This is a genomic window from Nocardioides proteolyticus, assembly GCF_051280635.3.
Taxonomy (GTDB): Bacteria; Actinomycetota; Actinomycetes; order Propionibacteriales; family Nocardioidaceae; genus Nocardioides.
Genome location: NZ_JBNBPO030000003.1, coordinates 155,090 through 177,700, shown reverse-complemented (window position 1 = coordinate 177,700; position 22,611 = coordinate 155,090). Strand labels below are relative to the sequence as shown.

23 protein-coding genes are annotated in these 22,611 nt (G+C 73.2%); 7 read left to right on the top strand and 16 right to left on the bottom strand.

Features of this window, described 5'->3' with window-relative positions:
• Positions 1-93: 93 nt before the first annotated feature.
• On the top strand, positions 94-330 hold the full coding sequence (locus ACPOLA_RS03225) for a helix-turn-helix domain-containing protein (protein WP_435768946.1): 237 nt from the start codon (positions 94-96) through the stop codon (positions 328-330).
• A 26-nt stretch (positions 331-356) separates the two neighbouring features.
• Here the strand turns inward: ACPOLA_RS03225 and ACPOLA_RS03220 are convergent, their stop codons facing one another.
• Genes ACPOLA_RS03220 through sigE form a run of 3 tightly spaced genes read right to left on the bottom strand, consistent with a single transcriptional unit; the run spans position 357 to position 2,922 of the window.
• Entirely contained in the window at positions 357-1,772 is a 1,416-nt protein-coding gene (locus ACPOLA_RS03220) for a S1C family serine protease (protein WP_435768945.1), read from the bottom strand.
• Positions 1,773-1,804: 32 nt separating this feature from the next.
• On the bottom strand, positions 1,805-2,311 hold the full coding sequence (locus ACPOLA_RS03215; protein ID WP_435768944.1) for a hypothetical protein: 507 nt from the start codon (positions 2,309-2,311) through the stop codon (positions 1,805-1,807).
• Positions 2,308-2,922, bottom strand: coding sequence for an RNA polymerase sigma factor SigE (gene sigE / locus ACPOLA_RS03210; RefSeq protein WP_435768943.1), 615 nt, complete (start codon positions 2,920-2,922; stop codon positions 2,308-2,310). Before sigE ends, ACPOLA_RS03215 begins: the two co-directional genes overlap by 4 nt.
• A gap of 170 nt (positions 2,923-3,092) precedes the next feature.
• On the opposite strand from sigE, the gene ACPOLA_RS03205 reads away from it, so the two are divergent.
• Positions 3,093-3,749, top strand: coding sequence for an O-methyltransferase (locus tag ACPOLA_RS03205; RefSeq protein ID WP_435768942.1), 657 nt, complete (start codon positions 3,093-3,095; stop codon positions 3,747-3,749).
• Positions 3,750-3,780: 31 nt separating this feature from the next.
• Here the strand turns inward: ACPOLA_RS03205 and ACPOLA_RS03200 are convergent, their stop codons facing one another.
• The 8 genes from ACPOLA_RS03200 to ACPOLA_RS03165 all read right to left on the bottom strand — a co-directional run bounded on the left by ACPOLA_RS03200 (position 3,781) and on the right by ACPOLA_RS03165 (position 12,722).
• Positions 3,781-4,125, bottom strand: coding sequence for a hypothetical protein (locus ACPOLA_RS03200; protein ID WP_435768941.1), 345 nt, complete (start codon positions 4,123-4,125; stop codon positions 3,781-3,783).
• A complete protein-coding gene (locus tag ACPOLA_RS03195; protein WP_435768940.1) occupies positions 4,122-5,699 on the bottom strand; it encodes a leucyl aminopeptidase family protein in 1,578 nt (525 codons plus the stop codon). The genes ACPOLA_RS03200 and ACPOLA_RS03195 overlap by 4 nt, the downstream gene beginning before the upstream one ends.
• A 50-nt stretch (positions 5,700-5,749) precedes the next feature.
• Complete coding sequence (locus ACPOLA_RS03190) at positions 5,750-5,917, bottom strand: DUF3117 domain-containing protein (protein WP_075018558.1); 168 nt, start codon at positions 5,915-5,917, stop codon at positions 5,750-5,752.
• 101 nt (positions 5,918-6,018) lie between these two features.
• Positions 6,019-6,390 carry a DivIVA domain-containing protein gene (locus tag ACPOLA_RS03185; RefSeq protein WP_435768939.1) on the bottom strand — a complete coding sequence of 124 codons (372 nt, stop codon included), beginning with the start codon at positions 6,388-6,390 and terminating at the stop codon, positions 6,019-6,021.
• A 9-nt stretch (positions 6,391-6,399) separates the two neighbouring features.
• A complete protein-coding gene (locus ACPOLA_RS03180) occupies positions 6,400-7,128 on the bottom strand; it encodes an LOG family protein (RefSeq protein ID WP_435768938.1) in 729 nt (242 codons plus the stop codon).
• On the bottom strand, positions 7,125-8,216 hold the full coding sequence (gene dapE / locus ACPOLA_RS03175; protein ID WP_435768937.1) for a succinyl-diaminopimelate desuccinylase: 1,092 nt from the start codon (positions 8,214-8,216) through the stop codon (positions 7,125-7,127). The genes ACPOLA_RS03180 and dapE overlap by 4 nt, the downstream gene beginning before the upstream one ends.
• A 30-nt stretch (positions 8,217-8,246) precedes the next feature.
• On the bottom strand, positions 8,247-11,564 hold the full coding sequence (ileS, locus tag ACPOLA_RS03170) for an isoleucine--tRNA ligase (protein ID WP_435768936.1): 3,318 nt from the start codon (positions 11,562-11,564) through the stop codon (positions 8,247-8,249).
• A gap of 291 nt (positions 11,565-11,855) precedes the next feature.
• Positions 11,856-12,722, bottom strand: a complete 867-nt coding sequence (locus ACPOLA_RS03165) for a phosphatidylinositol-specific phospholipase C/glycerophosphodiester phosphodiesterase family protein (RefSeq protein ID WP_435768935.1) — start codon at positions 12,720-12,722, stop codon at positions 11,856-11,858.
• Positions 12,723-12,869: 147 nt separating this feature from the next.
• Between ACPOLA_RS03165 and ACPOLA_RS03160 the strand changes: the two genes are divergently transcribed.
• Genes ACPOLA_RS03160 through ACPOLA_RS03150 form a run of 3 tightly spaced genes read left to right on the top strand, consistent with a single transcriptional unit; the run spans position 12,870 to position 15,644 of the window.
• Positions 12,870-13,664, top strand: coding sequence for an acyl-CoA thioesterase (locus ACPOLA_RS03160; protein WP_435768934.1), 795 nt, complete (start codon positions 12,870-12,872; stop codon positions 13,662-13,664).
• Positions 13,665-13,692: 28 nt separating this feature from the next.
• The gene (dapD, locus tag ACPOLA_RS03155) at positions 13,693-14,631 is read left to right on the top strand and encodes a 2,3,4,5-tetrahydropyridine-2,6-dicarboxylate N-succinyltransferase (RefSeq protein ID WP_435768933.1); all 939 of its coding nucleotides are present in this window, start codon (positions 13,693-13,695) and stop codon (positions 14,629-14,631) included.
• Positions 14,632-14,684: 53 nt separating this feature from the next.
• A complete protein-coding gene (locus ACPOLA_RS03150) occupies positions 14,685-15,644 on the top strand; it encodes a VldE C-terminal domain-containing protein (RefSeq protein WP_435768932.1) in 960 nt (319 codons plus the stop codon).
• 24 nt (positions 15,645-15,668) lie between these two features.
• Here the strand turns inward: ACPOLA_RS03150 and dapC are convergent, their stop codons facing one another.
• A complete protein-coding gene (gene dapC, locus ACPOLA_RS03145) occupies positions 15,669-16,808 on the bottom strand; it encodes a succinyldiaminopimelate transaminase (protein WP_435768931.1) in 1,140 nt (379 codons plus the stop codon).
• 6 nt (positions 16,809-16,814) lie between these two features.
• Positions 16,815-17,141 carry a ferredoxin gene (gene fdxA / locus ACPOLA_RS03140; protein ID WP_435768930.1) on the bottom strand — a complete coding sequence of 109 codons (327 nt, stop codon included), beginning with the start codon at positions 17,139-17,141 and terminating at the stop codon, positions 16,815-16,817.
• A gap of 110 nt (positions 17,142-17,251) precedes the next feature.
• On the opposite strand from fdxA, the gene ACPOLA_RS03135 reads away from it, so the two are divergent.
• Complete coding sequence (locus tag ACPOLA_RS03135) at positions 17,252-18,178, top strand: GNAT family N-acetyltransferase (protein ID WP_435768929.1); 927 nt, start codon at positions 17,252-17,254, stop codon at positions 18,176-18,178.
• Here ACPOLA_RS03135 and ACPOLA_RS03130 read toward each other — a convergent pair.
• The gene (locus ACPOLA_RS03130) at positions 18,133-18,630 is read right to left on the bottom strand and encodes a GNAT family N-acetyltransferase (RefSeq protein ID WP_435768928.1); all 498 of its coding nucleotides are present in this window, start codon (positions 18,628-18,630) and stop codon (positions 18,133-18,135) included. The genes ACPOLA_RS03135 and ACPOLA_RS03130 overlap by 46 nt on opposite strands.
• Before the next feature lie 4 nt (positions 18,631-18,634).
• Positions 18,635-20,023: a cystathionine beta-synthase gene (locus ACPOLA_RS03125; RefSeq protein ID WP_435768927.1), complete on the bottom strand. Its 1,389-nt coding sequence runs from the start codon at positions 20,021-20,023 to the stop codon at positions 18,635-18,637.
• A gap of 60 nt (positions 20,024-20,083) precedes the next feature.
• On the opposite strand from ACPOLA_RS03125, the gene ACPOLA_RS03120 reads away from it, so the two are divergent.
• Positions 20,084-21,157 (top strand): SGNH/GDSL hydrolase family protein, encoded by a 1,074-nt coding sequence (locus tag ACPOLA_RS03120; RefSeq protein ID WP_435768926.1) that lies wholly within the window; start codon positions 20,084-20,086, stop codon positions 21,155-21,157.
• Between the two features lie 488 nt (positions 21,158-21,645).
• On the opposite strand, the gene ACPOLA_RS03115 is transcribed toward ACPOLA_RS03120, so the two are convergent.
• Positions 21,646-22,545: a Bax inhibitor-1/YccA family protein gene (locus tag ACPOLA_RS03115; protein ID WP_435768925.1), complete on the bottom strand. Its 900-nt coding sequence runs from the start codon at positions 22,543-22,545 to the stop codon at positions 21,646-21,648.
• Between the last annotated feature and the right edge of the window lie 66 nt (positions 22,546-22,611).

Here is a 22,611-nt window from a genome sequence, read left to right as displayed (position 1 = left end):
ATCATGCAGCGCTCGGCGGCCGTCGTCACCTCCCCCTCCACAGCCGGGCGCCCTGCGGCTGCGGCAGGAGCCGCGGGGTGCCACGATGTGCCCATGCCCGAGAGCCCCCGGTTCCTCACGCTCGCCGACGTGGCGGAGGTGCTCAACACCTCCAGCGCGCAGGTCTACGCGCTCGTGCGGCGCGGCGAGCTGCCCGCCATCAAGATCGGCGGCCGGGGACAGTGGCGGGTGGAGGGCGCCAAGCTGGAGGAGTACATCCAGGAGCAGTACCGCCAGGCCGAGCGGTACGTCGCCGAGCACCCGTTCGTGGAGTCCGACGCCGGCGAGTGAGGCAGGGGCCCGGCAGGTCCCCTGGGTCAGCCGACCTTCCCGTCGAGGGTGACGTCCACCTCGCGGGTGCCCGCGCCGCGCTTGACGGTGAACGAGATGGTCTCGTCGGGCTGGTGGCTGCGGATCCGCACGATCAGCGAGATGCCGTCGGTGACCCGGGCGCCGTTGACGTGGGTGATCACGTCGCCCTTCCGCAGCCCCGCGGCCTGCGCCGGGCTGTCGGCCATGATCTCGTCGAGCTTCGCGCCCTCCCCGGACGGGATGCCGCCGGTCTCGACCGTGGCGCCGATGACCGGATACTGCGCCTCGCCGGTCTTGAGGATCTGGTCGGCGGTGACCCGCACCTGCTCGACCGGGATCGCGAAGCCCACGCCGATGTTGCCGGCGTCGCGGTCGATGGAGCCGCCGCCGGCGGTCGCGATCGCGGAGTTCACCCCGATCACCTCGCCCTGCATGTTGACCAGGGGGCCACCGGAGTTGCCGGGGTTGATGGCGGCGTCGGTCTGGATCGCGTTGATGTACGACGACTCGTCGGCCGACGCGCCGGTCGTCACCGGCCGCTGGAGGTAGCTGACGATGCCCGACGTCACGGTGTCCGGCAGGCTGAGCGGGGACCCGATGGCCACGACCGGCTCGCCCACGCGCAGCTTGCGGGAGTGGCCGAGCTTGGCGGGGACCAGGCCCTCGGGATCCTCGACGATCAGCACGGCCAGGTCGTAGACCGGGCTGCGGCCGACGACCCGCGCCTCGTGGCGGTTGCGGTCGTGGTCGACGACGATGATCGGGCCGTCGTTCTCGGCGGCGTCCGCCACGACGTGGTTGTTGGTGACGACGTGGCCGTTCTTGTCCATCACCCAGCCGGAGCCGCTCGCGCCGGCCTCCTGGCCTTCGTACTCGGCGATGATCTGGACCGTGGAGGGGAGCACCGCCTGCGCCACGGCGGCGACGGAGCCGGGCTCCTCGAGCGGCGGCAGCTCCTCGAGGTCCACGTCGGAGAGGCCACCGTCGACGAGTCCGGACCCGCTCGGGTCCTCGACCAGCTCGTCGTACCCGAGGGCGCCCAGGAAGCCACCACCCAGACCCACCACCAGGGCGATCAACGCGACGAGCGGCCAGGTGCGGGCCGGAGGTGCCGAGCGCTCGCTCGGCCGCCGGACGCTGATGTCCGCGGCGGTGGGCGGCGCGCTCGGAGGCGGCGGCATCAGGGACGGTGCGAGGGAGGCCGGCATCGGGACCGTCGGCTCCGGGCGCGCGCCCGGGCCCGGTGGCGCCCACTGCGGCACGGCGCCGTCGGGTGGGACCTGCTCGGCGCGGTCGGCCTGCGCCGGCTGGGCGCTGTCGGCCTGCGCCGGCTCGGCGCCGTCGGTCTGCGCCGGCTCGGGGCCACCGGTGCCGGCGATCGGCTGCGTGGGCTCCCGGTCGGCGTCGTACGCGTCGTTCACGCGCCCATCATCGCCGATCGACCCAGCGGGGCTCAGGGCAGCATCCGGCGCAGCGGTGCGTGCACCACCGAGACGCCGCCCGGCGAGGTGCTCGGCGCGCCGCCGCTGGCGGGGCCGGGCGCGGGCGTCGACGGGCTCGCCGGGACGGTGGTGTTGATCTGGGTCGCCGGCGGCCGCCGGTCGGCCGGCGCGGAGCCAGGCGCGAAGCCGAGGGCCAGCACGCCCACCATGGCGGCACCGACGGCGCCGCCGCCCACCACCGCCGCACCCAGGTGCCGGCGGCTCGCGCCGCGGGACCGCGCGCCGGCGAGGATGGCGTCCCCCGGCGGCATGCTCAGCAGCGACCCCTTGAGGTCCGACGGCGCGCAGCGCTCGACACCGGACAGTCCGGCGAGGCGGGTCTTCACCCAGCCCTCGCGCTCGACCAGGTCACGGCAGGCGTGGCAGGCGTAGACGTGCGCCCACGCCTCCTCAGTCTCCTTCGCCGAGAGCTGGCCGTCCAGCAGGGCGCTGACCCGGTTGCCGAGGTGACCGATCACGCCGCGCCCCCGCCGGGCAGCACGAGGGGCTCGGGTCCGGCGTACTGGGTCCGTCCCTCGCTGGGCGCCCGGTGGGCGAGCGCGGCCCGGAGCTGGGCGCGGCCGCGGTGGATCCGCGAGCGGACGGTGCCGATCTTGGCGCCGAGGATCTCGGCGATCTCCTCGTAGCTGAGGCCCTCGATGTCGCAGAGCACCACGGCGGCCCGGAAGTCGGGGGGCAGCGAGCCGAGCGCGGCGGCGACGTCGTCGTCGAAGGTCCGGTCGGCGTAGGCGGTGTCCGGCGGCGCGGTGGCGCTCGCCAGGCGCGCGGCGCGCTCGTCGGAGAGCGCGTCGAACCGGATCCGCTGCTTGCGCCGAGCCTGGTCGAGGAAGAGGTTGGTGGTGATCCGGTGCAGCCAGCCCTCGAACGTGCCCGGCGTGTAGGTGTGCAGCGAGCGGAACACCCGCACGAACACCTCCTGGGTCAGGTCCTCGGCGTCGTGGCGGTTGCCGGTCAGCCGCAGGGCGAGGCGGTAGACGCGGTCGGAGTGCTGCTCGACGATCTGCTGCCAGTCGAGCCCGCCCTCGGCACCGGGCCGGCCGGGCTGGACGGTGTCGGCGCTCTGCGTCATCGCTGCCTTCTTCCGCTGGGTCAACGCCAAGGTGGTCTGGCTCCTCTCACCGTAGGGACGCCTCCTGAGGGTTCCCTGTGAACTTCCCCAACGAACGGCATGGACCGGATGTTCCAGGCCGCCGCCCGAGCCTGCGCCGCCCGGGGGCGGCGAAGCCCTAGGGTGAGACCGTGCCCCACACTCCGATCAACGCGACCAGCTGGTCGTTCGCCGACACCTACGTGGTCGAGGACGAGGTCCTCGTCGCTGCTCGTGCCCGCGCCGAGGAGGTCGGCGTCGCTCCGCTCCGCTCGGGTGCGGGCGCCGCGCTCAGGTTCCTCGCCGCGCTCCTCGAGGCGCGCGCCGTGGTCGAGATCGGCACCGGCACCGGCGTCTCCGGGGTCTGGCTGCTGCGCGGCATGCGCTCCGACGGGGTGCTGACCACCGTCGACGTGGAGGCCGAGCACCAGCGCCTCGCCCGCGAGTCGTTCAAGGAGGCCGGCATCGCCCCGCAGCGGGTGCGCACGATCGCCGGTGCCGCGCTCGACGTGCTCCCCCGGCTGACCGACGGGCACTACGACCTGGTGTTCGCCGACGGCGACAAGCGGGAGTACGGCGCCTACCTCACCGAGGCGCTGCGCCTGCTCCGTCCGGGCGGCGTCGTCGTCTTCGACAACGCGCTGTGGCACGACCGCGTGGCCGATCCCGCCCAGCGCGACGAGGAGACCGTGGCGATCCGGGAGGTCGTCCAGCAGGTCGCCGGCACCGACGGCCTGGTCCCCGTCCTGCTCCCCGTCGGCGACGGCATGCTCGCCGCGAAGAAGGAGTGGGTCGCCGAGACCGAGTGACCGCGGCGGCCGCGGCCGCGGTGGCGCGGCCTCAGTCCTCGGCGCGGGGCGCCGCGACGAACCCGGCGGCGCCCTCGGCGATCGCGCCGATCTCGCAGGCCTCGATCAGCACCGGAGCGCTGCCGACGATCTGCGCGCCCGGCGACTCGGCGGCCACCGCGGTGAACTCCTCCTGGAACGCGGTGCGCGCGGCGTCGTCGGCGAAGACGTAGCAGCCCTCGAACCACTCCCCCGCACGCAGCCGCCAGACCTTGAAGGAGAGCCCCTCCTGGCCGGTGAACCGTGCGTGGGAGGTGCCGGCGACGTACTCCTTGAGCCGGTCCTCGACCCCCTCAGGAGCGTCGACGAGCGACCAGCGGACAGTCAGACCCCTCATGAACCGATCCCTTCCACCGGGTCCTCGGACCCGAGCCAGGTGAGCAGCAGCCGGGCGCCGAAGCCGGACGGACCGACCGTCCACTCGTGCCACTCCTTCTCCACGTCGCCCACCGACGCGATGTCGAGGTGTGCCCAGGGCACCTCGCCGACGAAGTGCTGCAGGAAGAGCGCTGCGGTGATCGCACCGGCGCCGCCCGGGTCGTTGCTGGCGTCGGCGACCTTGGAGGCGAGCTTGTCCTCGTAGCCGGCGTAGAGCGGGAACCGCCACAGCGGCTCGCCGGCCCGCTCGCCGGCAGCGGTGAGCCGCTCGGCCAGCGCGTCGTCGTTGGCGAACAGGCCACCCACCTGCTGGCCGAGCGCGACCTTGACCGCCCCGGTCAACGTGGCGACGTCGACCACGAGCGCGGGCCGCAGCTCGGCGACGGCGTAGGCCAGCGCGTCGGCGAGCACCAGGCGGCCCTCGGCGTCGGTGTTGCCGACCTCGGTGGTCCGGCCGCCCCAGTGGCGGATCACGTCGCCGGGCCGCAGCGCCGAGCCGGAGATGGCGTTCTCCGCCGCCGCCACCAGCCCGACCACCCGGACCGGGCAGTCCACGTCGGCCAGTGCCGCCATCGTCGCGAGCACCACGGCACCGCCGGTCATGTCGCGCTTCATCGAGACCATCGACTGGGCGGGCTTGATGGACAGCCCGCCGGAGTCGAAGGTGATGCCCTTGCCGACGAGCACGACGAGGGGCAGCTTCTTCGCCGCCCGCGCCGAGACGCCGCGCGGCGTGTAGTCCAGTCGGATCAGGCGGGGCGGCGTCGCGGACGCCTGGCCGACCGCCACGATCCCGCCGAAGCCGTCCTTCTCGAGCGCCGCCTCGTCCCACACCCGCACCTCGAGGCCGGTGCCGCTGGCCATCGTCTCGGCCTGGGCGGCCAGCCAGCCCGGAGTCTTGAGGTTCGAGGGAACGGTCGCCAGCATCCGCGACCGCCAGCCGGCGCCACCGATCGCGACGGCGCGCTCCACGACGCCCCGGTCGCCGGCGACGGCCTCGTCGGCGATCACCACCCGTCGCACGGGACGGTGCTCGGGACCGGTCGAGCGCCAGTGGAAGACGAAGCCGCCGAGCATCGTGCCCGCCACGAACGCCTCGACCAGCTCGCGCGCGTCGGGCAGCTCCTCACCGGCGACGGCCGGCAGGGAGGTCGCCACGGCGGCGCGGTCACGGGTGGCCCGCGCCAGCGCGGCGCCCGCACGGCGCAGGTCCTGGGGCCGGGCAGCCCCGATGCCGACGAGCAGCAGCAGCCGCAGGTCCGGGTTGGCGGCGGTGCCCCCCGGCACCGGCACCGCGGCCACCTCCGCGGTGGCGCCCGTCATCTGGTGCAGCTCGGCGATCTCGACGAGATCGAGGCCGAGCTGGTCGGCGAGCTGGGCAGCGCCCGGACCGAGCAGCACCGAGGCCCCGTCGGCCCCGTCGGGTGCGGGCAGTACCGGCAGCGCGACCACGTCGACGCCGGCGATGGCGCCGGGATGCAGGTCGCTCAGTGCGAACTCGGGGGGTGAGACCTGGCTCGGCAGCGCCGGCACCGCACTGGCCGATGCCGGGCCACGGGATGAAGCGGGTCGAGCGGAAGCGGTCACCCGACGACGTTCTTGAGCGCGTCGCCGAGCGCTGAGGCCTCCTCGGCGTTGAGCTCGACCACCAGTCGGCCACCGCCCTCCAGCGGGACGCGCATCACGATGCCGCGACCCTCCTTGGTGACCTCGAGCGGACCGTCACCGGTCCGAGGCTTCATCGCCGCCATGCGGCACCCCTCTTCCCATCAAAGGTTGTCGCGCGCGCAGACCCTCGCCTGTGCGCCAGGTCATTATCGCCCATGGCGCAGGACCGGCGCAGCCGGTGCCCCTACGGCGACTCCTCGACTCCGTCGCCGGCGCGCTCCCCGGCGCGCTTCCCGGCCCCCTCCTCGGCAGCCGGTGGGGCCACCTCGCCGCCGGCCCGGTCGCGCTGGTCGGCCTCGTCGCGCAGCTCGAGCTCGTGGGCGAGGCGGGCCAGCAGCGCGTCCACCTCCGCCATCCGGTAGCCGCGGAGCGCGAGCGAGAACCGGACCCTGCGCAGGTCAGCGCCCCCGATCGGGCGGTCCGCGGGCACCAGGGCGTCCGGCCGGTCGTCGTACGCCGGCGCCATCGGCTCACCGTGGCCGGCGGCCAGCATCGCGATCACCCCCATGGCGAGCACGATCAGGACGGCGAAGACCCACATCATCGTCTGGGACACCTCGTCGCCTCAGCCGTGGCGGTCGCGGGCGGCCACCATCAGGGCCACCGCCTCGTCCGGGTCGTCGGTGAGCGTCAGCATGTCGAGGTCGGACTGCTTGATCCGCGCGTCCTCGAGCATCGAGCCGCGCATCCAGTCCAGCAGGCCGGTCCAGTGCTCCACGCCCATCAGCACGATCGGGAACTGCGTGATCTTCATGGTCTGCGCGAGGGTCATCGCCTCGAACAGCTCGTCGAGCGTGCCGAGGCCGCCGGGGAGCACGACGTAGCCCTGGGAGTACTTGACGAACATCATCTTGCGGACGAAGAAGTAGCGGAAGTTGAGCCCGAACGTCACGTAGTCGTTGAGCCGCGCCTCCCACGGCAGCTCGATGCCCAGGCCGATGCTCTCCCCGCCGGCCTCCACGGCGCCCTTGTTGGCCGCCTCCATGGCGCCGGGGCCACCGCCGGTGATCACGGCGAAGCCGGCCTCGACCAGCCCGGCGCCCACCGCCTCGCCGATCCGGTAGGCCGGGTGGCTGGGCGCGATGCGGGCGGACCCGAACACCGAGATGGCGGGACCGATCTCCGCCAGGTCGTTGAAGCCCTCGACGAACTCCGCCTGGATCTTCAGCACCCGCCACGGGTCGGTGTGCACCCAGCCGCTGTCGCCGCGGCTGTCGAGCAGCCGCTGGTCGGTCGTCGAGCCGGGCGGACGCCCGGCGCTCGGCTTGGGGCCCGGCCCGCTGCGCCTGGTCATGCGGTCTCCTCCCCGCGCAGCCACCGTCGCAGCTGCTCCTCGCACCGCTCGATCTGCGCCACCTCCACGTGCTCCTCCTGCTTGTGGGCGAGCATCGGGTCTCCCGGGCCGTAGTTGACGGCGGGGACGCCGAGCGCGCTGAACCGGGCCACGTCGGTCCAGCCGAACTTGGGGTTCACCTCGCCGCCGACCGCGTCGACGAAGGCCTTCGCCGCAGGGCGGTCGAGGCCCGGCAGCGCGCCCGGGGCGGAGTCGGTGACGGTGAGGTCGTACCCGTCGAAGAAGTCACCGACGAAGCCGAGTGCCTCCTCCTCGGAACGGTCGGGCGCGAACCTGAAGTTGACCTCCACCACGCACTCGTCGGGGATGACGTTGCCGGCGACGCCGCCACGGATGCCGACCGCGTTGAGCCCCTCGTGGTACTCCAGGCCGTCGATAACGGGCCGGCGCGGCTCGTAGGAGGCGAGCCGGGCGAGCACGTCGGCGGCCGCGTGGATCGCGTTGGACCCGCGCCAGCTGCGAGCCGAGTGCGCCCGCTCCCCCGTGGTGCGCACCTCCACCCGGAGCGTCCCCTGGCAGCCCGCCTCCACCACGGCGTTGGAGGGCTCCATCAGGACGGCGAAGTCCGCGTCGAGGAGCGCGGGCTGGGACTCCCCGAGCAGCCGAAGGCCGTTGAGCTCCTGGTCGATCTCCTCGCACTCGTAGAGCACCAGCGTCAGGTCGTGGACCGGCTCGGCGACGGTCGCCGCCAGCCGGAGGATGACGGCGTCGCCGCCCTTCATGTCACAGGTGCCCAGGCCGTGGAGCACACCGGACTCCGCGTCCAGCCGGCTCGGCAGGTTGTCGTTGACGGGCACGGTGTCCAGGTGCCCGGCGATCACCACCCGCTCGGCGCGACCGAGCTCGGTGCGCGCCACGACGGAGTTGCCGTGCCGGGTGACGACGAGGTGCGGCAGGTCGCGCAGCGCCTGCTCGACCGCGTCGGCGATCGTCCGCTCGTTGCGGCTCACCGACTCGATGTCGACGAGCTGCCGGGTGAGGGTCACCGCGTCTGCGGTCAGGTCGAGCACGGGCGGGGCGAGGTCCACGGCCACAGTCAACCAGCCCCGCCCACGGCCTCAGACCCGGCGCAGGCTGATCGCCGCCTTCTCGCCGCCGCCGACGGTCACCGTCGTCGCGGCCTCGGTCCCCTCCGCCACGGAGTACGACGTCGCGAGGGTCTCCGCCGCGATCAGGGACTCGTGGGTCGTGGCCGCCGCGACGACCGCCTCCGAGCCGGACACCGCCAGCTCGATCCGGTCGGTGACGTCGAGACCCGCGTCCCGGCGGGCCTGCTGGATCGCCCGGACCAGGTCCCGGGCGAGGCCCTCCTCCGCGAGCGCGGGCGTCACCACGGTGTCGAGCACGACGAAGCCGCCACCGGGCAGCATGCCGGTCCGCGAGGTGTCGGCGCCGTCGCCGGCACCGCCCACCAGCGTCTCCAGGATGTACTCGCCCTCGAGCAGGGCGAGACCACCGGCGGTGACGGTGCCGTCCTCGGCGACCGACCAGTCCCCCGACTTGGCACCCCGGATCGCGGCCTGCACGTCCTTGCCGAGCCGCGGGCCGGCGGCCCGCGCGTTGACGGTGAGCCGCTGCTCGACGCCGAAGCGGCGGGCCTCGTCGGAGTCGGACGCGAGGAGCCGCACCGACTTCACGTTGACCTCGTCGGCGACGATCGCGGCGAACGGCTCGAGCGCACCCGGGTCGTCGACGACGACGGTCAGCTCCGCGAGGGGCAGCCGGTTGCGCAGCCGGGCCGCCTTGCGCAGGGCGGAGGTGGCCGAGCAGACCTCGCGGACCTGGTCCATCGCGGCCACCAGCGCCGTGCTCTCCTCGTCGGCCGGCAGCGCGGAGGCGTCGGGCCAGTCGGCGAGGTGCACCGACCGGCCGCCGGTGAGGCCGCGCCAGATCTCCTCCGTCGTCAGCGGCAGCAGCGGCGCGACGGCACGGCACACCACGTCGAGCACCGCGCCCAGCGTCTCGAAGGCCTCGGTGCGCCCCTCCCAGAAGCGCTCGCGCGAGCGGCGGACGTACCAGTTGGTGAGGACGTCGAGGAAGTTCCGGGTGGTCTCGCAGGCGTCGGCGATCGCGTAGTCGTCCAGCTCGGCGGTGAGCCGCTCGACGTACTGCCGGGTCTTGGCCAGCAGGTAGCGGTCGAGCGGGTCGGTGCTGGAAAGCGACGCCGCCGACCCGACCTGGGCGTCGTACTGCTCGGCGTTGGCGTACAGCGCGAAGAAGTACCAGGTGTTCCAGAGCGGGATCATCACCTGGCGCACCGCGTCGCGGATGCCCTGCTCGGTCACCACGAGGTTGCCGCCGCGCAGGATCGGGCTGGCCATCAGGAACCAGCGCATGGCGTCGGCCCCGTCGCGGTCGAAGACCTCCGACACGTCGGGGTAGTTGCGCAGCGACTTCGACATCTTGTTGCCGTCGGAGCCGAGCACGATGCCGTGGCTGATGCAGGAGGAGAACGCCGGCTTGTCGAACAGCGCCGTGGCGAGCACGTGCAGGGTGTAGAACCAGCCCCGGGTCTGCCCGATGTACTCGACGATGAAGTCGGCCGGGAAGTGCGGGTCGCGGGAGCCGTCCTCCGCGCCGGCGAACCACTCGGCGTTCTCGAACGGGTAGTGCACCTGCGCGAAGCTCATGGAGCCCGAGTCGAACCACACGTCGAGGACGTCCGCGACGCGACGCATGGTCGAGCGCCCGGTCGGGTCGTCGGGGTTCGGCCGGGTCAGGTCGTCGACCCAGGGCCGGTGCAGGTCGGCCTCCCCGTCGGCGTTGCGCGGCAGCCGGCCGAAGTCGCGCTCGATCTCCTCGAACGAGCCGTAGACGTCGATCCGCGGGTACGCCGGGTCGTCGGACTTCCATACCGGGACCGGGCTCCCCCAGAACCGGTTGCGGGTGATGGACCAGTCCCGGGCATTCTCGAGCCACTTGCCGAACTGGCCGTCGCGGATGTGCTCGGGCACCCACCGGATCTGCTGGTTGAGCTCGCCCATCCGGTCCTTGAACCGGGTCACCTCCACGAACCACGAGGAGACGCCCTTGTAGATGAGGGGCTCGCGGCAGCGCCAGCAGTGGGGGTAGGAGTGGTTGTAGGTCTCGCGCCGCAGCAGCACGGTGCCGGGGCTCACCGACCCGGTGGCGCCCTCGCCCCGGGTGGCGGCCTTGAGGTGGTCGATGATGTGCGGGTTGGCGTCGAAGACCAGCATCCCGGCGTAGTCGTCGACCGGATGGGTGAACCGCCCGTCCTTGCCCACCGGCATCACCGCCTCGATGCCCTCCCGGTCGGTCACCTCCTTGTCCACCTCGCCGAACGCACCGGCGGTGTGGACCACGCCCGTGCCGTCCGTCGTGGTCACCGCGTCGTCCGCCGCGACGACGCGGAAGGCGCGCTCGCGACCCGCGAAGTAGCCGAACGGCGGCGTGTAGCTGCGTCCGACCAGGTCGGCGCCCCGGTAGCGGCCGAGGACGGTGGGCTCGCCGTCGGTGCCCCCCAGCTCCCGCGCGTACGACGCCAGCCGGGCCTCGGCGAGGACGTAGCGCGCGGTCGTGTCGGTGCCGGGGACGGGCGCCTCGACGACGACGTAGTCGATGTCGGAGCCGACCATCACCGCGAGGTTCGACGGGAGGGTCCACGGCGTGGTGGTCCAGATCAGGATGTGGGCGCCGTCGAGGACGGGGTCGGTGCGGAGGTCGTCGAGCGGGAAGCCCACCGTGACGGCGGGGTCCTGCCGGTCCTGGTAGACGTCGTCGTCCATCCGCAGCTCGTGGTTGGACAGCGGCGTCTCGTCGTTCCAGCAGTAGGGCAGGACCCGGAAGCCCTCGTAGACCAGGCCCTTGTCGTAGAGGCTCTTGAACGCCCAGAGCACCGACTCCATGAACTCCGGGTTCATGGTCTTGTAGTCGTTGTCGAAGTCGACCCAGCGCGCCTGCCGGGTGACGTAGTCGCGCCACTCGCCGGTGTACTCGAGAACCGACGCGCGGCAGGCGTCGTTGAACTTGTCGATGCCCATCTCGACGATCTCGTCGGTCGTCTTGATCCCGTTCTGGCGCATCGCCTCGAGCTCCGCGGGAAGGCCGTGGGTGTCCCAGCCGAACCGCCGCTCCACGCGCCTGCCGCGCATGGTCTGGTAGCGCGGCACGATGTCCTTGACGTAGCCGGTCAGCAGGTGGCCGTAGTGCGGGAGACCGTTGGCGAACGGCGGGCCGTCGTAGAAGACGAACTCGTTCTCGCCGCGCTCGCCGGGGTCGCGCTGCTGGACCGATGCGCGGAACGTGTCGTCCTCGGCCCAGTAGGCGAGGACCCGCTCCTCGATCTCCGGGAACCTCGGCGAGCTGGGGACGCCGGACGTGGCGGACGGGTCGGTGGTGACCTTCGGATAGGTCATCGGGCTTGGCTCCTGCGGTCGGTCTCGTCGGTCCGCAGGGACGACATCTCTGCCGCGGTACCACCCTGCTTGCCGACGTACGTCGACCGCTTCGTTGCGGGCTGTGACGGGCCTACCCGCCGGGTTCTACTGGCCCTTCGGCCGGGCGGGCTGCTGGCAACCCCTCCGGCCTCCGGACGTTCTTCCCGGGGCTCGCCGCTGATGACGGCTCGAACGCCTGTGGCCCAAGAGTACGGCGTCGGGCCGACCCGTGCGAAACGAGTTCGACCCGACGCCGGTCGGAGGGTCCGATCAGGCAGGCTCGGCCGGGTCCTCGGCCAGCAGGAAGTCCTGCAAACCCGGAAGGTCGTCGGTGTTGAGCACGTCGACACCGGCCGCGACGAGCTCCCGCCACAGCGCCGCCCGGGCCGGGCCCGGCAGGTCCGGGGTCGCCCAGAACCGGACGTCATAGCCGTGCCCGTGCGCGGTGTCGACGATGTCGTGCAGCTTGGCGCGCTCGGCCGCCGGCATCGGCCCGACGCCGCGCCAGGTGAAGTGCCGGCCCCAGTTGTCGCTGATCATGGCGACCAGGGAGGACGGCATGCCGGAGCGCAGGTCGCCGAGCCTGCCGTCGAACGACGAGCGGCGGAAGCGATCGGCGCGCATGGCGGCAAGGTCCCGGTTGCCGGAGATCACCGCCGTGACCGGCTTCTCCACCACCCGGCCGGCGACGTAGGTGGTGAACAGCTGCGGGAACCGGGCCAGCTCCCGCTCGATCACCGGCCATGCCGCCGTGCCCTCGGACTTGACGTCGATCAGCAGGCGCAGGCTCCCGCGCCAGTGCGGGTAGACGGACCCGCCGTTGGCGCGCACCCGCCGGGCGAGCGGCCGGAGGTACTCGTCGGTCAGCGTGCGGTCGAGGTCGGGCGCGTCGTGTCCGAGGTAGAGCTCGCCGTCGACGAGCCACACGTCCGCCTCGACGGAGGTGAAGCCGTGGTCGAGCGCGTCGAGCAGCGGACGGTCGTGCTCGTAGTCGTTGTGCGCGTGCGCCCGCTCGAGCGGCTGCACGCTCGAGCGGTGCGGGTTGTCGGCCTCGACCGGGCCGGTGGGCAGGGCGACGGCGGCCAGGGCCGCGCAGAGCAGGGCGGGCAGGAGCCGCACGAGGACGGGGATTCGCATGCCGCCAGCCTGCTGAGCCCGGTCGGGTCGCGGGCCACACCCGCGGGAAGGCAGGGTGAACACCTGTCGACGGGACTGCCCGGAGCCGCCCGGACCTGCGTGGAGCCGGTCGCGCCGGCCGCGGTGCCGGAGTGCAGGATGGCGGCCATGGGATCTCTCCTCGACGACGCGGTCGCCTCGGTGCCGGCCGGCGACGGGCGGCACCGGGTCGCGGTCACCGCCGACTGGGACACCGCCAACAACACCCCCAACGGCGGCTATGTCCTCGCGCTGGTGCTGAACGCCGTGATGCAGGAGTCGAAGCATCCTGACGCGCTCAGCGCGTCGATCACCTACTTCCGGCCCGCGCAGCCCGGCGACGCCGAGATCGCGGTGCGCGAGGTGCGGCTTGGCCGCCGGGTGTCGACGTACGACGCGGTGCTGGTCCAGGGTGACCGCGAGGTGGCGCACGCCGTGGTGAGCACCCACGACTGGGACGCGGCGGGCGCCGTCGCGCACACCCCCCACGCCGCACCGCGGGTCGCCGGACCCGACGACTGCGAGGACGTCGGGGCGCTGATCCCGACGGGCATGGTGCCGATCCTCGACCGCTACGACTACCGGGCGCCCGAGGTCCCCGGCTGGCTGAGCGGGCGGCCGTCGGGCACGACCGAGTCGTTGTGCTGGATCCGGGCCGCCGACGAGCGCCCGGTCGACGCGCTGCTGGCGGGCGCGATGGTCGACGCCTTCCCGCCCGTCACCGCCGAGATCGGCCACCTGGCGTCCGCCACGATCCAGCTGACGGTGCACTTCCGGCGGCGGCCTGAGACGGTGTGGGCGCTGGGCCACGTCGTGACCCGGCACGTGATCGCCGGCTACCACGACGAGGACGTCGAGCTGTGGGACGAGCAGGGCAGGCTGGTCGCCCAGAGCCGCCAGCTCGCGATCCTCGCCGACGGCTGAGCCGACCGCACCCATAGAATCGCTCCACGTGACTGCCGCATGGGGCTACGGCCTGACGACGTACGACGCCAACCACACCGTGCTCGACGCGTGGTTCCCCTCGCCGGCCCTCGGCGAGCGCCCCGCCGACGCCCGGCCCCCGGCCGACCTGGTGGCGCTCGAGGGAGAGGACGCGGCGCGCGCGGTCACCCGCAGGGTGGATCTCGTCGAGATCGCGGACCTCGCTGCCGCGCCCGCCGACACCGTCGAGGTGTGGCTGCGGCTGCACCTGCTCTCCCACCGGCTCGTCGCCCCCCACGGGCAGAGCCTCGACGGGATCTTCGGGCTGCTGACCAACGTGGTCTGGACGTCCGCGGGCCCCTGCGCGGTCGAGGGCTTCGAGGTCACCCGCGCGCGGCTGCGGGCCGCCGGCCACCACGTCACCGTCTACGGCGTCGACAAGTTCCCCCGGCTGGTCGACTACGTCGTGCCGTCGGGGGTGCGGATCGCCGACGCCGACCGCGTGCGCCTGGGCGCCCACCTCGCCGAGGGCACCACCGTGATGCACGAGGGCTTCGTGAACTTCAACGCCGGCACGCTCGGCGCGTCGATGGTCGAGGGCCGGATCTCCGCCGGTGTCGTGGTCGGCGACGGCTCCGACGTCGGTGGCGGGGCGTCGATCATGGGCACGCTGTCCGGCGGCGGCAAGGAGATCGTCTCGGTCGGGGAGCGCTGCCTGCTCGGCGCCAACGCCGGCATCGGCATCTCCCTCGGTGACGACTGCGTGGTGGAGGCCGGCTGCTACGTCACCGCCGGCACCAAGGTGACGGTCCTCGAGCCCGGGAAGGACGCCCGGGTCGTGAAGGCGCGCGAGCTCTCCGGCGCCAGCAACGTGCTCTACCGGCGCAACTCGGTGACCGGCGCCGTCGAGGCGGTGCCGTGGCAGGGCGAGGGCATCGCGTTGAACGCCGACCTGCACGCCAACTGAGCCGTCCCGGAGGCGATCGTGCCGCTCACCAGCGTCCCCGCACACTTGGAGCCGTGAAGCAGCGAGCAGCGGCCATCGCCCTCGGCGTCGCCGTGCTGGCGACGATCGCGGGAGTCGGCATCGCGGTGCTCAAGGTGACCGACCAGATCGTCGGTGGGCCCGACGGTGACTGCACCGTCACGGTCGGGGAGCATACCGTCGAGGTGAGCGGCGAGCAGGCCGAGAACGCCTCGCTGATCTCGGCCATCGCCGTGCGCCGCGGGCTGCCGGCCCGCGCGGCGTCGATCGCGCTGGCGACCGCCTACCAGGAGTCGAAGCTCAGCAACATCGACTACGGCGACCGGGACTCCGTCGGGCTGTTCCAGCAGCGGCCGTCCCAGGGCTGGGGCAGCCGTGAGCAGCTCCTCGACCCCGTCTACGCCACCAATGCGTTCTACGACGCCCTCGTCGAGGTCGACGGCTACGAGAACATGGAGATCACCGTCGCCGCGCAGCGCGTGCAGCGATCGGCGTTCCCCGACGCGTACGCCGATCACGAGGCGGACGGGCGAGCCCTCGCCTCGGCGCTCACCGGCCACTCCCCCGCCACCTTCAGCTGCGACCTCGACGGCGGCGCCCCCTCCGCGGACACCGAGCTCACCCCCACCGGGCTGACGCCTCGCGCCGAGGCGGTGCGCAAGGACCTCCTGGCCCGCTTCGGCGGGCTGGCGCTCGGCGGCTTCGCCCCCGACGGCGTGAGCACCGGCCACATGGAGGGCTCGGCCCACTACGACGGCCGTGCCGTCGACGTGTTCTTCCGGCCGGTCAACCGCGCCAACCGGACCAAGGGATGGGCGGTCGCGCACTACCTCGTCGCCAACGCCGCCCGGCTCGACATCCGCACCGTGATCTTCGACGACCGGATCTGGACCGCGGGGCGCGAGGGCTGGCGCGACTACGACCCGCCGAAGCGGTCGGGCGACCCAGCGATCCTCGAGCACCGCGACCACGTGCACGTGGACGTCTTCCGCTGACCCGGGAGCGCGGCGGGCCGGCGATCAGGCCATCGCGCGGAGGCGCGCCACGGCCGCGTCGATCCGCTCGTCGGTGGCGGTGAGCGCGACCCGGACGTGCTTGCCGCCGGCCGCCCCGTAGAAGGCGCCGGGGGCCACCAGGATGCCCTGCTCGGCGAGCTCGGCCACGATCTCCCAGCAGTCCGGCCCCTCCGGGCCGCGCGTCGTCCAGAGGTAGAGCGCCGCCTCGCTGTGCTCGATGGTGTAGCCGGCCGCCACGAGCGCGTCGCGCAGCCTGCGGCGGCGACCGGCGTAGCGGGCGCGCTGCTGCTCGACGTGCGCCTCGTCGGACAGCACGGCTGCCATGGCGCGCTGCTGGGGGCCGGGCATCATCAGCCCGAGGTTCTTGCGCACGGCCAGCAGCTCGGCGATCACCGAGCGGTCGCCGGCGACGAAGGCACAGCGGTAGCCGGCGAGGTTGGACCGCTTGGAGAGCGAGTGGACGACCAGGATCCCGTCCGCGGACCCACCGCACACGTCGGGGTGCAGCGCGGAGTAGGCCTCGCCCTCCCACACGCAGTCCAGGTAGCACTCGTCGGAGACCAGCAGCACTCCGCGCTCGCGGCACCAGTCGACGACCTTCCTCAGGTGGTCCTTCGGCAGCACCCGGCCGGTGGGGTTCGAGGGCGAGTTGATCCACAGCAGCCCGGGCGTCTCCGGGCCGAACGCGGTGAGTGAGTCGGTGGCCACAGCGCTGGCGCCGGCCAGGGCCGCGCCGACCTCGTAGGTCGGGTAGGCGAGCCGCGGATAGCCCACCAGGTCGCCGGGCCCGAGGCCCAGATACGTCGGCAGGGTGGCGATGAACTCCTTGGAGCCGATCAGCGGCAGCACCTGGTCGAGGCCGAGGCCGGTGACGCCGTGGACACGCGCGAGCCAGTCGACGACGGCCTGCCGGACCTCGGGCACCCCGATGGTCATCGGGTAGCCCGGCGAGTCGGCGGCCGCGGTCAGCGCCTCGACGGCGACCGCGGGCGTCGGGTCGACGGGTGTGCCGATCGAGAGGTCGACGATGCCGTCAGCGTGGGCGCGCGCCCGCTCGGCGTACCGGGTGAGCTTGTCCCAGGGGAAGTCCGGCAGGCGGCCGGAGACCGGCTCGGAGGCTCGCCGCGCTCGCGCCTCGACCAAGGGTGCTCAGTGGTCCTGGTTCTGCGGCGGCAGGGCCGCGACGTACTCGGCGTCCTTGTCGATCTCGCCCATCTTGGCGGCGCCACCGGGCGAGCCGAGGTCGTCGAAGAACTTGACGTTGGCGTCGTAGTAGTCCTTCCACTCCTCCGGCACGTCGTCCTCGTAGAAGATCGCCTCGACCGGGCAGACCGGCTCGCAGGCGCCGCAGTCGACGCACTCGTCGGGGTGGATGTAGAGCATCCGCTTGCCTTCGTAGATGCAGTCCACCGGACACTCGTCGACGCACGCACGGTCCTTGACGTCGACGCACGGCTGCGAGATGACGTAGGTCATCGGTTCCTCCTGGACCAACTACGGGCTGCTGCGGATGGCGCACGAAAGTGTTTCGTGTCGGACAGCACCCTAGTATCCCCGGCGTGCCCGACGCGCGCAGACCCCCCGAAGTGGGACGCCATCTCCTCGGGCCGCACGTGATCGGCCAGCGGGTCGTCGTGCGGCGCGTGATCCGTGGCGAGACCGGGCCCACCGGCGGGCCGGCGCTCACCGACCTCCTCGGCGTGTGCGTGGCGTGGACCGACGACACCTGCGTCGTCCAGCCGGACTCCGGCGAACCGGTGCGGATCCCGCTGCGCGACATCGTCTCCGGCAAGCCCGTCCCCCCACGCCCGTCGGTCCGCCACCGGGTCGGCACCAGGGAGGCCGAGGCGCACACCGCCGCGCTGTGGCCCGGCGTGGAGCGGGTCGCGCTGGGCGACTGGGAGCTGCGCTGGGAGACCGCGCCGGTCGGCCGGCTGCTGAAGCGCGCGAACTCCTGCCTCGCGGTCGGCGACCCCGGTCGCCCCTTCCCCGACGCCGTCACGGCCGTCGAGGACTTCTACGCGCAGCGCGGGCGCGACCCCCTGGTGCAGGTCGAGGCAGGGTCGACGGTGGAGCAGGCGTTCGGGGACGCCGGCTGGCGGCCGCTCGACGGCGGCGAGGCGGAGCACCGGCTGGCCGCCCTGGCGCGAGTACGACGCCGCCTCGGCGCGGCCCCCGAGCCGCCCGGAACGGTGGTGCACGAGAGCGGCCCTCGGGTCCGCGTCACGGTCGGCGACGTGGCCGAGGGACAGGCGGGGCTCGACGGCGACTGGCTGGGCCTGCACGGGCTCCGGGTCGCCGATTCCCGCCGGCGGGAGGGGCTGGGCCGGGCCGTCGTCGCCGTGCTCCTGGAGTGGGGCGCCGAGCAGGGCGCCACCACGGCGTGGCTGCACGTGGAGACCGACAACGTGACGGGCCTGGGGTTCTGGGCGAGCCTCGGCTTCGAGCCCCACCACACCTGCCGGTACTACGCGCCGGCCAGCGCCTCGAGCGCCTCCCCGCTCAGCCGGTAGGTCTCCCACTCCTTCATCGGCCGCGCACCGAGGGCCTCGTAGAAGGCGATCGAGGGCTCGTTCCAGTCGAGCACCACCCACTCCACGCGCGCGTAGCCCCGCGCGACGGCGATCCGCGCGAGCGCGGCCAGCAGCGCCTTCCCGAGGCCGGAGCCACGGTGGCCCGGCTCGACGAAGAGGTCCTCGAGGTGGATGCCCGGCACCCCGGTCCACGTCGAGTAGGTGCGGAACCACAGGGCCATCCCCACCGCACGGGCGCCCTCCTCGGCGACCAGCACCTCCGCGACGGCGTCGTCGCCGAACAGCCAGGTGCGCAGGTCCTCCTCGGTCGTCCGCACCACGTCGGGCTCGCGCTCGTAGACGGCGAGCTCGCGGATCAGGCGCAGCACGTCGGGCACGTCGGCGACGGTCGCCGGCCGGATCCCGGGCGGCAGCTCCACGGGCAGCGACACCGGCTCAGCCCCGCGCCAGGAACATCAGGAGGTCGTGGCGGGTCAGCACGCCCACCGGCTTGCCGTCCTCGTGCACGAGCACCGCGTCGGCCGACTCCAGCAGCGGCACCGCCGCCGTCGCGTCCTCGGTCGAGCCGATGGTCGGCAGCGGGTCGGACATGTGGCTCCCGACGGAGTCGGTGAGCCGGGCGGTGCCGGTGAAGAGCGCGTCGAGCAGCAGCCGCTCCGAGACCGACCCCGCGACCTCCGCGGCCACGATCGGCGGCTCCGCGCGCACGACGGGCATCTGCGAGACGCCGTACTCCTGGAGGATGCCGATCGCCTCGGCGATGGTCTCGTTGGGGTGGGTGTGCACCAGGGCGGGCAGGCCGCCGCCGGTCTTGGTGTGGAGCACCTCCCCCACCGTCCGCGCGGGCGCCGGCTGGCCGGTGCTGAAGCCGTACTGGGCGAGCCAGTCGTCGTTGAACACCTTGCTGAGGTAGCCGCGGCCGGAGTCGGGCAGCAGCACGACGATCACCGCGTCGGTGCGGCCCTCCTGCGCGAGCTCGGCGGCGAGCTGGCGAGCGGCGAACGCCGCCATGCCGGCCGAGCCCCCGACGAGCAGCGCCTCCTCCCGCGCCAGGCGCCGGGTGAACGCGAACGAGTCGGCGTCGGAGACCTCGATCACCCGGTCGGCGACGCCCCGGTCGTAGGTCTCCGGCCAGAAGTCCTCACCGACGCCCTCGACCAGGTAGGGCCGCCCCGTGCCGCCGGAGTAGACCGAGCCCGACGGGTCCGCGCCGACCACCTGCACCTCGGGGTTCTGCTCCTTGAGGTAGCGCCCGACGCCGCTGATCGTGCCGCCGGTGCCCATGCCGGTGACGAAGTGCGTGATCCGGCCGTCGGTCTGCTTCCAGATCTCCGGACCGGTCTCCTCGTAGTGGGAGCGAGGGTTGTGCGGGTTGGAGTACTGGTCGGGCTTCCACGCACCGGGCTCGGACGCGAGCCGGTCGCTGACGTTGTAGTAGGAGTCGGGGTGCTCGGGGGGCACCGCCGTCGGGCAGACGACGACCTCGGCGCCGTAGGCGCGGAGCACGTTGCGCTTGTCCTCGCTGACCTTGTCGGGGCAGACGAAGACGCACTTGTAGCCCTTCTTCTGCGCCACCATCGCCAGCCCCACCCCGGTGTTGCCCGACGTCGGCTCGACGATGGTCCCGCCGGGCTGCAGGGCGCCGGACTCCTCGGCGGCCTCGATCATCCGCGAGGCGATCCGGTCCTTCACCGAGCCGCCCGGGTTGAGGTACTCCACCTTCGCCAGCACGAGCGGGCCGTCACCGTCCAGGTCGAGCGACCGGTTCAGGCGGACGAGCGGGGTGTTGCCGATCAGGTCCAGCAGCGACTCGACGTACTCCATGGCACCACCGTAGTCCGCGGGCGGCGCTGGACACACGCGGGCGATCCGTACAGTGGGGCCGTGACGAAAGCCGCCGCCGCTCGCAAGCTGGCTGCCGCCGCCCTGTACGGCGGGGGCGGGCTCTCGGCCCTCGGAGCCGGCCTCTACGGCGTCCTCACCGCCGAGGCCAGGCTCGCTCGCAAGACGATCGGGCCGGTCCGCGAGGACCCGCCGCCGGACGCGACCGGCTGGTACGGCCGGGGCCGGCCCGGGCCGGCGATCAGGATCGCGCTGCTGGGTGACTCCAGCGCCGCCGGCTACGGCGTGGACCGGGTCGAGGAGACACCCGGCGCACTGGTGGCCAGCGCGGTCGCGGAGTACGCCGACCGCCGGGTCTACCTCCGCGAGTTCTGCGTCGTGGGCGCGAAGTCGTCGGACCTCGCAGCGCAGGTCGACCGCGCGCTGCTCATCGAGCCCGACGTGGCGATCATCCTGATCGGCGCCAACGACGTCACGCACACCGTCCGTCCCTCGCACTCGGTGCGCAACCTCTCGGAAGGCGTGCGACGGCTGATCGCCGCGGGGTCCGCGCCGGTCGTCGGCACCTGCCCCGACCTCGGCACCGTGCAGCCCATCGCTCCCCCGCTCCGCCAGGTCGCGCGGGCCTGGTCGCGGCGGCTCGCGGCCGCCCAGACGATCGCGGTGGTCGAGGAGGGCGGCCGGACCGTCTCGCTCGGCGACGTCCTCGGCCCGGAGTTCGCAGCCGCCCCGGCGCTGCTCTTCGGCCCCGACCAGTTCCACCCGTCCGCCGAGGGCTACCGCGCCCTGGCCAACGTGCTCGTCCCGTCGGTGCTCGCCGCCCTCGGCCAGGTGCCCGAGGAGGAGGGCACGCTGGCGGCCTTCCGCGGCGAGGGCGTGCTGCCCATCGGCCGCGCGGCCGTGCAGGCGGTCAACGAGCCCGGCACCGAGCTGGGCGGCACCGAGGTCGCCGGCCGCCGCGCCGGGGTCCGTGGGCTCTGGGTGGAACTGCGCCACCGCCGGCGCCGCCGCCCGGTCGCGGGCGAGGCGCCCGAGGAGCACGAGGTGCACGACCAGCCGAGCACCGGCGACGCCGCGGCGGACCGCGACCAGGACTCGGACCCGGCCAGCGCCTGACCCTGCCCGTCCGCCGAGTTGGGGTTTCCGCCCCGCGAGTCGGGGTTTGCGCCCCGCGAGTCGGGGTTTGCGCCCCGCGAGTCGGGGCTTGGGCCTCCCTTGCGGAGGTCGGGCGTCCGGACGCACGAAGGCCGCCCGGTGCTGAGGCACCGGGCGGCCTTCGTCATGCGACGCGGCGGGTAGCGCCGACGGGCAGCTTGCTGCCCTCCTCCGCGCCGGAGCCGCGCTCGCGCCAGTCGAGCCCAGCGCGGCAGCGCGGCGAGAGGCGCCGACGGGCAGCTTGCTGCCCTCCTCAGCGCCGGAGCCGCGCTCGCGCCAACAAACTCAGCGCGGCAGCGCGGCGAGAGGCGCCGACGGGCAGCTTGCTGCCCTCCTCAGCGCCGGAGCCGCGCTCGCGCCAACAAACTCAGCGCGGCAGCGCGGCGAGAGGCGCCGACGGGCAGCTTGCTGCCCTCCTCAGCGCCGGAGCCGCGCTCGCGCCGTCGAACTCAGTCCTGCTGGAGGATGGCGAGGATCCGCAGCAGGTTGGTGTAGATCCAGACCAGGCTCACGAGCAGGCCGAACGACGCCCGCCACGACTCACGCGCCGGCAGGCCGTTGCGGATGCCCTGCTCGATGAAGTCGAAGTCGAGGATCAGCATCAGCACGCCGAGGACCAGGCCGGCGACCGAGAACACCAGTCCCAGCGTCGAGAACCCGAACAGGCCGAGCTGGCTGCTGAACATGCTCAGCACGAGCTCCATCAGGCCCAGCGCCACCATGCCGAACATCGCCGCGATGACGAAGGTGCGGAACTTGTTGCCGACCTTGATGTCGAAGAACTTGTAGGCAGCCAGGGTGCCCGCGAAGGCGGCGAAGGTACCGACGACGGCCTGCAGCACGATGCCGCCCGGCGTGTCGCTGTTGTAGAAGATCGCGTCGTAGAGCTTGCTCAGCGCACCGAGCGCCACTCCCTCGGCGACCGCGAACGCGATGACCAGGCCCGGGCTGACGATCCGCTTGAACGAGTTGACCAGCGACAGGATGAACGCGGCACCGGCACCCAGCATCACGGCGAGGCCGAGCGTGCCGACGGCCGCCTCGTCCTCGATCGGCGGGGTGAGGAACCAGGTCGCGGTCGCGACCAGCAGCACCACGCCGAGCGTGATCGCCGTGCTCTGGACGACCGTGTCGATGGTCATCCGTCCGCCACCGGTCTGAGCCGGCGGCGCGACGAGGCGGCCCTGCTCGTCGTACCCCTGGGCGGGCGGTGCGTAGCCCTGGTAGTTGCCCTGCGGAGCGCCGTAGCCTTGGTAGGGCGCGCCGTTGCCCTGATAGGTCGGGTTGCCGTAGGCGTTCGAGCGGTTGAACTCCTCCGACCGCCGGAACACCGGGTTGTTGCTCTGCATGGTCTCCTCCGCAGGCTTCCGAGTAGGGACGCTGCCACGGTGGCAGGCCCGCCGCCTCAAGTCTAG